Annotated in this window: 14 protein-coding genes; 8 read left to right on the forward strand and 6 right to left on the reverse strand. The window is 71.8% G+C overall.

Annotated elements, in window-relative coordinates:
* Window positions 1-129 precede the first annotated feature (129 nt).
* The gene (locus MRBLMG1_RS31175) at window positions 130-1,593 is read left to right on the forward strand and encodes an NCS2 family permease (RefSeq protein ID WP_367827512.1); all 1,464 of its coding nucleotides are present in this window, start codon (window positions 130-132) and stop codon (window positions 1,591-1,593) included.
* Here the strand turns inward: MRBLMG1_RS31175 and MRBLMG1_RS31180 are convergent.
* Window positions 1,563-1,790: a hypothetical protein gene (locus MRBLMG1_RS31180; RefSeq protein WP_367827513.1), complete on the reverse strand. Its 228-nt coding sequence runs from the start codon at window positions 1,788-1,790 to the stop codon at window positions 1,563-1,565. The two genes, MRBLMG1_RS31175 and MRBLMG1_RS31180, sit on opposite strands and share 31 nt — an antisense overlap.
* A 169-nt stretch (window positions 1,791-1,959) precedes the next feature.
* Here MRBLMG1_RS31180 and MRBLMG1_RS31185 point away from each other — a divergent pair, with 169 nt between their 5' ends.
* On the forward strand, window positions 1,960-2,421 hold the full coding sequence (locus MRBLMG1_RS31185) for a MarR family winged helix-turn-helix transcriptional regulator (RefSeq protein ID WP_367827514.1): 462 nt from the start codon (window positions 1,960-1,962) through the stop codon (window positions 2,419-2,421).
* A gap of 59 nt (window positions 2,422-2,480) precedes the next feature.
* Window positions 2,481-3,833 (forward strand): MFS transporter, encoded by a 1,353-nt coding sequence (locus MRBLMG1_RS31190; RefSeq protein WP_367827515.1) that lies wholly within the window; start codon window positions 2,481-2,483, stop codon window positions 3,831-3,833.
* Between the two features lie 220 nt (window positions 3,834-4,053).
* Here MRBLMG1_RS31190 and MRBLMG1_RS31195 read toward each other — a convergent pair whose 3' ends face one another.
* Window positions 4,054-4,554 (reverse strand): GNAT family N-acetyltransferase, encoded by a 501-nt coding sequence (locus MRBLMG1_RS31195; RefSeq protein ID WP_367827516.1) that lies wholly within the window; start codon window positions 4,552-4,554, stop codon window positions 4,054-4,056.
* A 33-nt stretch (window positions 4,555-4,587) separates the two neighbouring features.
* Between MRBLMG1_RS31195 and thpR the strand changes: the two genes are divergently transcribed.
* Window positions 4,588-5,199 carry an RNA 2',3'-cyclic phosphodiesterase gene (gene thpR / locus MRBLMG1_RS31200; protein ID WP_367827517.1) on the forward strand — a complete coding sequence of 204 codons (612 nt, stop codon included), beginning with the start codon at window positions 4,588-4,590 and terminating at the stop codon, window positions 5,197-5,199.
* Window positions 5,200-5,372: 173 nt separating this feature from the next.
* Window positions 5,373-6,362 (forward strand): aldo/keto reductase, encoded by a 990-nt coding sequence (locus MRBLMG1_RS31205; protein WP_367827518.1) that lies wholly within the window; start codon window positions 5,373-5,375, stop codon window positions 6,360-6,362.
* 30 nt (window positions 6,363-6,392) lie between these two features.
* Here the strand turns inward: MRBLMG1_RS31205 and MRBLMG1_RS31210 are convergent, their stop codons facing one another.
* Window positions 6,393-6,947: a MarR family winged helix-turn-helix transcriptional regulator gene (locus tag MRBLMG1_RS31210; RefSeq protein ID WP_367827519.1), complete on the reverse strand. Its 555-nt coding sequence runs from the start codon at window positions 6,945-6,947 to the stop codon at window positions 6,393-6,395.
* Window positions 6,948-7,097: 150 nt separating this feature from the next.
* Between MRBLMG1_RS31210 and MRBLMG1_RS31215 the strand changes: the two genes are divergently transcribed.
* Window positions 7,098-7,499 (forward strand): carboxymuconolactone decarboxylase family protein, encoded by a 402-nt coding sequence (locus MRBLMG1_RS31215; RefSeq protein WP_367827752.1) that lies wholly within the window; start codon window positions 7,098-7,100, stop codon window positions 7,497-7,499.
* A gap of 3 nt (window positions 7,500-7,502) precedes the next feature.
* On the opposite strand, the gene MRBLMG1_RS31220 is transcribed toward MRBLMG1_RS31215, so the two are convergent.
* Together MRBLMG1_RS31220 and MRBLMG1_RS31225 are read right to left on the reverse strand one after the other, a co-directional pair.
* Entirely contained in the window at window positions 7,503-8,189 is a 687-nt protein-coding gene (locus MRBLMG1_RS31220; RefSeq protein ID WP_367827520.1) for a GDSL-type esterase/lipase family protein, read from the reverse strand.
* A 110-nt stretch (window positions 8,190-8,299) separates the two neighbouring features.
* Window positions 8,300-9,154: an alpha/beta fold hydrolase gene (locus MRBLMG1_RS31225; protein WP_367827521.1), complete on the reverse strand. Its 855-nt coding sequence runs from the start codon at window positions 9,152-9,154 to the stop codon at window positions 8,300-8,302.
* Window positions 9,155-9,261: 107 nt separating this feature from the next.
* Here MRBLMG1_RS31225 and MRBLMG1_RS31230 point away from each other — a divergent pair, with 107 nt between their 5' ends.
* Window positions 9,262-10,254 carry a WD40 repeat domain-containing protein gene (locus MRBLMG1_RS31230; protein WP_367827522.1) on the forward strand — a complete coding sequence of 331 codons (993 nt, stop codon included), beginning with the start codon at window positions 9,262-9,264 and terminating at the stop codon, window positions 10,252-10,254.
* Between the two features lie 15 nt (window positions 10,255-10,269).
* On the opposite strand, the gene MRBLMG1_RS31235 is transcribed toward MRBLMG1_RS31230, so the two are convergent.
* Window positions 10,270-10,872: a peptidase inhibitor family I36 protein gene (locus MRBLMG1_RS31235; protein ID WP_367827523.1), complete on the reverse strand. Its 603-nt coding sequence runs from the start codon at window positions 10,870-10,872 to the stop codon at window positions 10,270-10,272.
* 202 nt (window positions 10,873-11,074) lie between these two features.
* Here MRBLMG1_RS31235 and MRBLMG1_RS31240 point away from each other — a divergent pair, with 202 nt between their 5' ends.
* Window positions 11,075-12,043 (forward strand): helix-turn-helix domain-containing protein, encoded by a 969-nt coding sequence (locus tag MRBLMG1_RS31240; protein WP_367827524.1) that lies wholly within the window; start codon window positions 11,075-11,077, stop codon window positions 12,041-12,043.
* The last annotated feature ends 31 nt before the right edge of the window (window positions 12,044-12,074 follow it).

Here is a 12,074-nt window from a genome sequence, read left to right on the forward strand (position 1 = left end):
TCTGCATGGTCTACGCGCGGAGATGGACGCTCGCTCGTTCATGTGTTCATACTGAAACGGTTTGCCTGTGGCGTGTTTCCTTCGTATGAACCGCCAAAAAAGGACTTCTTCCGAAGAGGAACCCCAGCCATGAGCACCACGGCCACCGCCAAGGCCACATCCCCGGAGAGCCCCGAGAACCCCCAGGACCAGGGAACTCCCGCCTCCGGCCTCGACCGCTACTTCAAGATCTCCGAGCGCGGTTCCACCGTGGCCCGCGAGGTCCGCGGCGGCTTCGCCACGTTCTTCGCGATGGCCTACATCATCGTGCTGAACCCGATCATCCTCGGCAGCGCCAAGGACATGTACGGGCACCAGCTCGACAGCGGCCAGCTCGTCACCGCGACCGTCCTGACGGCCGCCTTCACGACCCTGCTCATGGGCGTCATCGGCAACGTCCCGATCGCCCTCGCCGCCGGCCTCGGCGTCAACACGGTCGTCGCGCTCCAGCTCGCGCCGAAGATGTCCTGGCCGGACGCCATGGGCATGGTCGTCCTCGCGGGCATCGTCGTGATGCTGCTCGTCGCGACCGGTCTGCGCGAGCGCGTGATGAACGCGGTCCCGGTCGGCCTGCGCAAGGGCATCGCGATCGGCATCGGCCTCTTCATCATGCTGATCGGCCTCGTCGACTCGGGCTTCGTCTCCCGCATCCCCGACGCCGCGCACACCACCGTCCCGCTCCAGCTGGGCGGCGACGGTCACCTCACCGGCTGGCCGGTCCTGGTCTTCATCCTCGGCACGCTCCTCACCCTCGCCCTGATCATCCGCAAGGTGCCGGGCGCGATCCTCATCTCGATCGTCGTCATGACGATCGTCGCGATGGTGATCAACGCGGTCGCGACCGTCCCGTCCTGGGGCCTCACCACCCCGGAGTGGCCGGGCAACCCGGTGGCCTCGCCGGACTTCGGCCTGGTGGGCGAGGTCAGTCTGTTCGGCGGCTTCGGCAAGGTCGGCATGCTGACCGGCGTCCTCTTCGTCTTCACCGTGCTGCTGTCCTGCTTCTTCGACGCGATGGGCACGATCCTGGGCGTCGGCGACGAGGCCAAGCTGATCGACAAGGACGGCAACTTCCCCGGCATCAACAAGGTCCTGCTGGTCGACGGTCTGGCCGTCGCCTCCGGCGGCGCGACCTCCTCCTCGGCCACCACGTGCTTCGTGGAGTCGACGGCGGGCGTCGGCGAGGGCGCGCGCACGGGCCTCGCCTCGGTCGTGACCGGTGGTCTGTTCTCGGTGGCGCTGTTCCTCACGCCGCTGGCGACGATGGTCCCGTCCCAGGCGGCCACGCCCGCGCTGCTCGCGGTCGGCTTCCTGATCCTGGCCGGTTCGGTCAAGGACATCGACTGGAGCGACTTCACCATCGCGGTGCCGGCGTTCCTGGCCATGGTGATGATGCCGTTCACGTACTCGATCACGAACGGCATCGGCATCGGCTTCATCGCGTTCAGCGTGCTGCGACTCGCGACCGGCCGGGGCCGTGAGGTCCCGGTGGCCATGTACGTCGTGTCGGCTGTGTTCGTCTTCTACTACGCGATGCCGGCGCTGGGCCTGACCTGATCGTCGCGGGGCGCGTCGGAGGCCCCGTAGAACTTCTCCGTCTCCTCTACGGCGGTCTTGAACCGCGCGTCGAAGTCCTCCCGAATGAGCGTCCGGACGACATAGTCCTGGACGCTCATTCCTCTTTTCGCGGCGTGACTCTTGAGCCGGTCGAGCAGCTCACTGTCGATGCGCAGGCTGAGCACTGTCGATCCCATGTCGTTCAGGGTCGGGGCAGCAGGGGCTCCTTCGCGTCACTTTCCGGATCCGACTCACTCATTTGGGTGATGCATGGATATGCAAGCGTGACCTGCCCGGATGTGATTCGTGTGACGTCGGAGTGTTCCTGTTGGTATTTAGACAGAGTAATGAGTTAGGCTAACAAACATGCCAGACCTGTCCCACGGCACCGCCGACGACGCCGCGGCCGTGAACGCGCTCCGCTCCTCCGTCATGCGACTGGGCCGACGACTCAAGCACCAGCGCGTCGACGAATCGCTGAGCCCGACCGAGATGTCGGTGCTCGGCACCCTGTCGCTCTGCGGCTCGGCCACCCCCGGTGAGCTGGCCCGCAAGGAACACGTCCAGCCGCCGTCGATGACCCGCATCGTCGCGCTGCTCGAAGCCAAGGGACTGGTCCGGCTGGAGCCGCACCCCGACGACCGCCGGCAGAAGGTGGTCAGCCAGACCGAGCAGGCCACGGCCATGCTCGAGGAGTCCCGCCGCAAGCGGAACGCCTGGCTGGCCGCCCTCGCCGAAGGCCTGGACGAGGACGAATGGGCCAAGCTGCGCGCGGCCGCCCCGGTCCTGGAGAAGCTCGCCCACCTGCCCCCGGCTTCCCGGGGCTAGGCCACAGGACCGGGGACGACCCCCGGACCCCGCCGACGCGCCCAAGGAGGCGACGCACTTTGAGTACGGGACACGGAGCAGACTCCGCACCCGTCCACAAACCCACCCTCGACACCCGTGGGAGGGGAGGAACCCTCTTCGGGGACACCTTCTCCTCCCTCAGGATCCGGAACTACCGGCTGTTCTTCACCGGAGCGATCGTCTCCAACACCGGTACGTGGATGGCCCGGATCACCCAGGACTGGCTGGTCCTGAGCCTCACCGGCTCGGCCGCCGCCGTCGGCATCACGACGGCCCTGCAGTTCCTGCCGATGCTGCTCTTCGGGCTGTACGGCGGTGTCATCGCCGACCGCTACCCGAAGCGCCTCCTGCTCCTCTTCAGCCAGGGCGCCCTCGGACTCTGCGGCCTCGCGCTCGCCGTCCTCACCCTCTCCGGCTCCGTCCAGGTCTGGCACGTCTACCTGATCGCCTTCCTGCTCGGCATGGTGACCGTCGTCGACAACCCGGCCCGGCAGTCCTTCGTCTCCGAGATGGTCGGCCCGAAGCAGCTGCGCAACGCCGTCTCCCTCAACTCGGCGAACTTCCAGTCCGCGCGGCTCGTCGGCCCCGCCGTCGCCGGTGTCCTCATCGCCGGAGTCGGCAGCGGCTGGGCCTTCCTCCTCAACGGCCTGTCGTTCCTCGCCCCGCTCGTGAGCCTCCTGCTCATGCGGACGAGTGAACTCCACAAGGTCGAGCGCGCCCCGCGCGGCAAGGGCCAGCTGAGAGAGGGCCTGCGGTACGTCGCCGGGCGGCCGGACCTCATCTGGCCGATCGTCCTCGTCGGCTTCATCGGCACCTTCGGGTTCAACTTCCCGATCTGGCTCACCGCCTTCTCCGGCGACGTCTTCCGCGTCGGCGCCGGCACGTACGGCTTCCTCAACACCCTGATGGCGGCCGGCTCCCTCGTCGGCGCCCTCGCCGCGGCCCGCCGCGGCTCGACCCGGCTGCGGATGCTGGTGATCGCGGCGGCCGTCTTCGGCGTCCTGGAGATCGCGGCGGCCCTGTCGCCCGCGTTCTGGATGTTCGCGCTGCTGCTCGTACCGATCGGCATGATCGGCCTCACGGTCAACATCACCGCGAACTCGGCCGTCCAGATGGCCACCGACCCGGCCATGCGCGGCCGCGTCATGAGCCTCTACATGATGGTCTTCGCCGGCGGCACGCCGATCGGCGCGCCCCTCCTCGGCTGGGTCACCGACACCTACGGCGCCCGCGTCGGCTTCGCGACGGGCGGCGCGATCTCGCTCGCGGCCGCGGTCGTCGTCGGCCTCGTCCTCGCCCGCGTCGGCGGCCTCAAGGTGGCCATGGGCTGGCGCCACGGCCACCCCCAGGTCCGCTTCGTGGCCCGCGAGCGGCTGGCGACGGCGGCGTAGTCCTCCTCCGGGGGGTGGGCACGCGTTCCGCGGGGCGGAACGGGCGCGCCCACCCCCGGAACGGACCCGCCCACCCCCGGAACGGACCCGCCCACCCCCGGAACGGACCCGCCCACCCCCGGAACGGACCCGCCCACCCCGCAGCGCGGCGGGCGGTCACGGCCCACGCGCCCAGGGGCCCCTCCCGTACCTCAGGACCTCCCCCGTCCCCGTACGTCCCTCAGAACCGCCGCTCCAGCACCTGCCCCGGCCAGTCGCCCACCGTGAACGCCTCGGTGCGGGTGAAGCCCCGGTCCTCGTAGTACGCGATCAGCCGGCCCTCGCTGCCGGCGAAGCAGTCCACCCGGAGCAGGGAGACGCCCTGCCGCCGGGTCTCCGCCGCCGCGTGCTCCAGGAGCGCCGCCCCCACCCCGTGGCCGTGGAAGCGCGCGTCGGTCGCGAGGAGGCGTACGTACACCTCCGGCTCGCCTGCGGGCGCGATGAACCGGCCGGGGTGCGGAGTCAGGGTCATCGTGCCCGCCGGCACACCGTCGATCTCGGCGATCCACGGATCGCCCTCGCCCATCGTCCGCTCGACCTGCTCCACCGCCGAGGCCCGCCCGGAGAACGACTCGGTGCCCCACTGCGCGGTGATCCCCTTGCCGTTCAACCACACCACGGCGCTGTCGAGTATCGCGAGTATCGCGGGGAGGTCGCCCGCCCCACCCTTACGGATCTTCATGCCGCCGAGGCTAACCCCTGTCAGACTTCCCCCATGAGGCTCTTCGCCGCGGTCCTGCCGCCCCCTGAGCGGCTGACCGAGCTCGGACACGTCGTCGATCGGCTGCACCGGCTGCCGGGGGCCGACGGGCTGCGGTGGACGGCGCGGCCCGGGTGGCACCTGACGCTCGCCTTCATGGGGGAGGTGGACGAGGGGCTGCTGCCGGAGCTGCGGGAGCGGCTGGCCAGGGCCGCGCACCGGACGCCGCCGTTCGCGCTGCGGCTGCACGGGGGCGGGCATTTCGGACGGCGGGCGCTGTGGACGGGTGTGGCCGGGGGGCTGGACGAGCTGCGGCTGCTGGCCGAGCGGGCGGACGCCGCCGCGCGGCGGGCGGGGGTCGCGATGGAGGAGCACCGCCGCTACCAGGCGCACGTGACGCTCGCCCGGGCGCGGACGGACGAGGTGGACCTGCGCCCGTTCCAGGACGAGCTGGGCGCCTTCGAGGGCGGCCGCTGGGAGGTGGCCGAGCTGGCGCTCGTACGGTCGAACCTGCCGGTCGGCGGGGTGCGGGGTGAGCAGCCGCGGTACGAGAAGGTCGGGGGCTGGCCGCTGGAGGGAGCGGAGGGCGGCCGGGCCGGGGGCGGGCGGCCGGGGCGGGCGGGTTAACCTCGACGGGTGGACCCGAAGACCCGTAACCGGATCATGGCCGGCGTGCTCGTACTGATGTTCGCGATCATCGCGGTGGCGTCGCTGGCCGGACAGTAGCCCCTCGTACCCGCTGCCCAGGGCGTGGGAAGGCCCTTGCTTCGAGCGCACTCGAAGCAGTTGGCTTGACGTCCATGGAGTACACGCAGCTCGGACGCACCGGACTCAAGGTCAGCCGACTCGTCCTCGGGACGATGAACTTCGGACCGCAGACCGACGAACCCACCAGCCACGCCATCATGGACACGGCGCTGGACGCGGGCCTCAACTTCTTCGACACCGCCAACGTGTACGGGTGGGGTGAGAACAAGGGGCGGACCGAGGAGATCGTCGGCTCCTGGTTCGCCATGGGCGACGGCCGCCGCGACCGGACCGTCCTCGCCACCAAGGTCTACGGGAACATGGGCGTCGACGGCGACGCCTGGCCCAACCACGACAAGCTCTCGGCGCTGAACATCCGCCGCGCGGTCGAGGCCAGCCTCAAGCGGCTCGGCACCGACTACATCGACGTCTACCAGTTCCACCACATCGACCGCTCGACCCCCTTCGAGGAGATCTGGCAGGCCGTCGACGTCCTGATCCAGCAGGGCAAGATCCTCTACGCGGGCTCCTCGAACTTCCCCGGCTACAAGATCGCCCAGGCCAACGAGACCGCCGCCCGCCGCGGCTCCGTCGGCCTCGTCAGCGAGCAGTGCCTCTACAACCTCTTCGAGCGGCGCGCCGAGATGGAGGTCATCCCGGCCGCCCAGGAGTACGGCCTCGGGGTCATCCCCTGGTCCCCGCTGCACGGCGGCCTGCTCGGCGGCGTCCTCAAGAAGGAGGCCGAGGGCAAGCGCCGTACGGAGGGCCGCGCCGCCGCCACCCTCGCCGACCCGGCCGCCCGCGCGAAGCTCCAGGCCTACGAGGACCTGCTCGACAAGCACGGCCTCGCGCCGGGCGAGACGGCCCTCGCCTGGCTGCTCACCCGCCCCGGCGTCACCGGCCCGATCGTCGGCCCGCGCACGCCCGAGCAGCTCGCCGGCGCCCTGCGCGCCCTGGAGACCGAGCTCAGCGAGGAGGTCCTGGCCGGCCTCGACGAGGTCTTCCCGGGCCCTGGTCCGTCGCCGGAGGCCTTCGCCTGGTGATGCCGTAGGGGATCGGCACCGGCGGGGGGCTCAGGGGGCGCCGAGCCAGCTGGTGGCGTCCAGGCGGAACGCCGTCTCCGCGGGGACGACGTTCCGCAGGGCGCCCTCCAGGTCGCGGACGCGGTCCGCGCCGAGGGCCGCGACCCACTCCGCGCGCAGTTCGTCGAAGATCGCGGCGGAGCGGGCGAGCGCCGCGTACCCGCGCGGGGTGAGGTGGACGAGCTTCCGGCGCGCGTCGGCGGGGTCGTCGGCGCGCTCGGCGTAGCCGAGGGCGAGCAGTCGGTCGACGGTCTTGCCCGCGGCCTGCTTGGACACGCCGAGGCGCCGCCCGATGTCGCTGGCGGTGGCCCCCTGGGTGCCGACCGCCTGCATGGCGAAGCCGTGCGCGGGGCGCAGGTCGGGGTGGCCCTCGGTCGCGAGACGGGCGTGCAGCCGGTCGATGAGCGTGCGGAAACCGCCGAAGAGGAGCAGGGGGAGTTCGTAGCCGGGGCCGTCGGCGGGGCGGTCGGCGGGGGGAGTGTCAGGGATCCCCTTGCCGATATCGACAACCTGGTTTACGTTTTCTCCAGCGACATGGTCAACCATGTTGTCGATTCTACGTCCGGACATCCGGTCCGGACATCCGGCCCGTCCGGACATCCGGTCCGGGCATCCGGCCCAGGCATCCGGACCAGACATTCAGGGGGAACCACCTTGTCCGCATCCGTTTCCGCACCCGCCTCCGTACCCGTCGACATGTCCGCTCGCGCCGCCGCCGCCGTCGCCCTTCTCAAGGAGTCCCCTGAGACCCTCGACGGCTTCCTCAAGCTGAGCGCGATCTTCGAGTCCACCACGCTCGACCCGCACTCCCGCGAGACGGTCGTCCTGACCGTCGCCGACCGCAATCAGTGCCACCTGTGCGTCGACATGCACGAGGCCAAGATGGCCGCCCTCGGCCCGGCCCCGGATCCCGAACGCCTCGCCGCCGTCAGGACGTTCACTCTCCGGGTGCTCGCCTCCTCCGGGGCCGTCAGCGACGCGGACCTGGCCGCCTTCGAGGAGGCCGGCTACACCCGCCGCAACGCCCTGGAGGTCGTCCTCGGGGTGGGCGCGTACACCCTCTCCACCTTCGCGAACCGCCTCACGCGCGCGGCCTGACCCTCACGCGGAGTACGCGCCGCCGAGGCCCCAGGCCTGGTGCATCGCGTCGGCGAAGGCAGCGGCCAGCTTGTGCTCGCCGGTGGGGCCGGGGTGGGTGCCGTCGTAGGTGTCGGTCGCGAGGTCGTACGACTCGGGGATCGTCGCGAGCAGCAGCGGTGAGGCGGCCGTGTCCAGGTCGGCGACGGCCTTGGCGAGGAGTTCGTTGAAGCGGGCGCACTCGGCCGCGAAGGGGGCGTCGTAGCCGGCGCGGACATTGGGGATGACCGGCAGGAGGACGGCCCGCACGTGCGGGTTCGCGGCGCGGGCCGCCGCGACGAACGCCCGGACGTTCTCCTCCGTCTGGTCGCTGTTCGTGTAGAACCCGAGGTCGATCAGGCCCAGGGATATCAGCAGGACGTCCGCGCCCGTGGCCGTGACGGTCTCGCCGATCACCGGCGCCATGTGCAGCCAGCCCTCGCCCCAGCCGGCCAGGTGGCGCCGGGCCGCGGCGGGGAAGTCGGGGTCCGCGTAGGCCTCGACGCCGTCCGGCGCGTCGGCGGCCGTGGGGTCGTAGAGCCCGGTGCGCGGCCCCACGATCTCGTACCCGCCGGGAAGCACGGCCTCCAGGTGCTGCCACATCCGGTGACGCCAGGTCCAGTCGCCGACGCGTCCGATGGTCATGCTGTCGCCGACGAACAGAAAACGCATGGTCATATCATCGCGGACCGCCTCCCGGCGCTGCGACGTGATCCGGGACACGGGGGCCTGCCGGGCCCGTGGAGGTGCCACGCCTCGCCTATGCCCCGCCTACGCCTCGCCTAAGCCGCGACGAACGCGCCGACGGTCTCCGCGAACCACTGCGGGTCGTCGTGCCACGGGAAGTGCCCGGCGCCCGGCAGGACGGCGAGGCGGGCGTTCGGGAAGAGGTCCGCGTACGCGGTGGCCGTCGGCACCGGGGTGTTCGCGTCGCCCTCGCCGGCGACGACCAGGACCGGCCGGTCGAACGCGGCGAACGCCGCGCGGGTGGCCTCCGGGGCGTAGGCGCCCTCGCTGCCGTAGACGGCCGCGCCGGCGCCGTTCCGCTGCCGGTCGCCGTCGGCGTGCCGCGCCCGTGCGGCCTCGTCCCAGGTGCCGTGGAAGAACGGCGCGACCGCAGCGAAGGCCGCGGCGGAACCGCGCCCGGCAGCGAGGTCCCGCAGGGCCGCGTATGCCTCGGGGAACCACGGCTCCGCCTCGCGCCACGGCTGCCGGGCGGCGGCGAGGCGCTCCTCGCCGCTCGTGTCGAGGCCGGGGGCCGCCGCGCCCGGCGTGACCAGCACGAGCCGGCCGACGCGCGCCGCGTGCCGGGTCACGTACAGCGCGGCGAGGTTCGCGCCCGCGGAGTGCCCGAGGAGGTCGACGGTGTCGAGGCCCAGGTGCGCGCGCAGCGCTTCCACGTCCTCGACGAGCCGGTCGCAGCGGTACGACGCCGGGTCGGCCGGCACCGCGGAGGCGCCGGTGCCGCGGAGGTCGAGCCGGACCAGCGGCCGGCGGGCGGCCAGGCCGCCGAGGTCACCCAGATAGGCGGAGTCCTGGAGCGGACCGCCCGGGAGGCAGAGCAGCGGCTCTCCGGAGCCGGAACCGGAGACGTGATAGGCGAGTTCCGTGCCGTCGGGCGCGGTGAAGGTGGGCATGCGCGCGACGATGGCAGGGCCTCCGCCGCAGGTCAACAAGGTTTCGCCGACGACGGAGGCGCCGCACCGCCCGGCGTCCGCACCACCGCCGTGGCAGGCTTGGGCCCATGCGATCCGTTCTGTGCGCCCTCGGCGCGGCGGCGGCCCTGGTGCTGCTCCCGGCCGGCCATGCCCATGCCGAAGGACAGGAACCCGACCGGGACTTCACGATCGAGGACCCCAGGATCACCGAGTCCAGCGGCCTCGCCGCGAGCCGCGCCCACCCGGGGATCTACTGGACGCACAACGACCAGGACGCGCCCCTGATCTACGGCATCGACTCCCGTACGGGAAAGACGGTCGCGACCCTGACGATGAAGGGCGTCGGCACGCCCCGCGACATGGAGGCGATCTCCGTCGGCCCGGACGGCGACCTCTACGTCGGCGACATCGGCGACAACCTCGACGGCTCCTGGAACCACGTCTGGATCTACCGCTTCCCCGAGCCGAAGGTCCTGAAGGACCAGACGGTGACGGCGACCCAGTACGACGTGAAGTACGCGGACGGGCCGCGCAACGCCGAGGCGATGATGGTCCATCCGAAGACCGGCCGGGTCTACATCGCCAGCAAGAACGAGGACGGCGGCGGCCTCTACGCCGGCCCCGAGCGCCTCTCCGCGTCCGGCACCAACGTCTTCCGCCGCCTCGACGAGGTCCCGTGGGTCACCGACGGCGCGTTCTCCCCGGACGGCGACCGGCTCGTCCTCCGCGGCTACTTCAGCGCCAAGGAGTACACCTGGAAGGACGGCCGCCTCGGCGACGACGGCACCTCCGCCGGAGCGCCCTTCCAGGGCCAGGCGGAGTCGGTGACGTACACCCCGGACGGTTCGGCCTTCATGTTCGGCTCCGAGGGCCGTGACAGCCGGGTGGTGCGGGTGGACCGGCCGGACGCCGGCCGCCCGTCGGGCAAGCCGACGGAGGCGGCGCCGGGCGGAGCGCCGAAGTCCCCCTCGGCGCCCGCCGCCGAGGGCGAGAAGGGCAACGTCACCTTCGGCTTCCTCGTCCTCGCCGGCGCCACCGTCCTCGTGGTCGGCGTCAAGCGCCTGCTGCGCAGGGGCTGAGCCCGGAGCGGCGGATCAGCAGGGGCTCAGGTACCACACCCAGCCCCAGGGCGCGTGCCGGTCCTCGCTGTAGCCGCCGGGGGAGGTCCACCCGAGGTTGCCGGCGGAGTCGTAGAACTTGGCGTACAGGGTCGAGCGCTGGTTGTTGATCCACGATCCGGTCGTGTTCCAGATGATGTGGTTCATGACGCCGCAGTCGAAGAGGAACATCGCGTCGCCCGTGAAGTCCTCGTACTTGTAGGCGCAGACGTACGTGTACGGGCAGGAGAGCGCAGCGGCCGCCGCGGCGTCCTTCGCGTCGAGGTCGCGGGCCCGCTGCTCGCCCGGCAGCGTGAGCAGCAGGAAGCCGCCGCGGTCGAGGGCGATCTTGTTGGCGCCGACCTGGGTGCCGTGCGTCTTCGCCAGATAGTCGTCGACGCGGCCCTGGAGGCTCCTGGCCTGCGCTCCGGTCAGCCCGGCGGACCTGGCCTGGGCCGCGAACTCGCCGCCGCCCGTGGTGGCTCCGCCCGTGGTGGCTCCGGCCGTGGCGGGTGCGGCCACGAGGGCCAAAAGCGTCATCACGAGGGCGGTGACGGCCTTCGCCCACCCGTGCGTCCGTAAGCTTCGCTGCTCTGCCACTGGGTCACCTCTGCTTCTCGTCCCGGCACGGTGCCGGTCCGGGTCACCACTGTGCGGCTCGTCCTCGGTCCCGGTCGTTGGCGCCGGACGCATATTCGCGTCACAGTGGGCGCAAAGTTCCGCTGAATTCAGGTGAGTTGACCGAGATCCCGCTGTTGCGGGCCCCACCCGCCGCCCACTATGGGCGGGACACACCACGGGGGTGAGGGTGAAGGCATCGGTCTCCACCACCAGCGTCAGCGCGCGCGACGGCTTCGCATGGTGGGCCCACATGGTCGGCGACCTGGTCATGCCGGTGTCGATCACCAGCCCGTACGTCGACCGCTTCCAGGGCTCCGCCACCGCGATCGACCTCCACGACACCGACATCTCCTGCTTTGCCTTCTCCCCGATGTCCGCGCGGCGGGCCGCCGCCGACATCCGGCGCGCCGACCCGGAGCAGTACTTCCTCTTCCTCGTCCACGGCAGCCCCATCGGCATCGAGCAACGGCGCAACAACTCCCTGCTCACCGCGGGGGACATGGCGCTCTTCGACTCCTCCCACCCCCTGGACTGCGAGTTCCACGACGAGGGGCGGCTCTCGCGGGTCAGCCTGCTGCGACTGCCCCGGGCGGCCATGCCGCTCGACCAGGACCGGGTGGACCGGCTCCTCGGCACCGCGCTGCCCTCGCGGACCGGATCCGGGGCCCTGCTCGCCACCTACCTGAACGGGCTCCGCGCCCAGGCCGACCGCTGCGAGCCCGCCGAGCTGCGCCGCCTCGGCGGCATCGCGCTCGACCTCGCCGCCACCTTCCTCGCCGCCGCGAGCGACAGCCCCGCCCCCCTGCCCGCCGAGACCCGGCAACAGGTCCTGCGCGCCCGCATCCGCACCTTCATCGACCACCACCTGTCCGACCCCGACCTGCGCCCGGCGGCCATCGCGGCCCACCACCACATCTCCGTACGCCTGCTCCACCTGCTCTTCCGCGACGAGCCGGAGACGGTCGGCGCCACCATCCGGCGGCTCCGTCTCGAACGCAGCCGGGCGGACCTCGCCGACCCGGAGCTCCGCCACCACGGCGTCGGCGAGATCGCGAGCCGCTGGGGCTTCCGGCACCAGGCCGACTTCAGCCGCGCCTTCCGCCGCGCGTACGGCATGGCGCCCAGCGACCACCGGCGCGGGAGCCGCTGACCCCGGCGGTACGCCGAAGGGCCCGGCGCGG

The sequence above is a fragment of the Streptomyces sp. LMG1-1-1.1 genome, from assembly GCF_040815545.1.
Classification (GTDB): domain Bacteria; phylum Actinomycetota; class Actinomycetes; order Streptomycetales; family Streptomycetaceae; genus Streptomyces.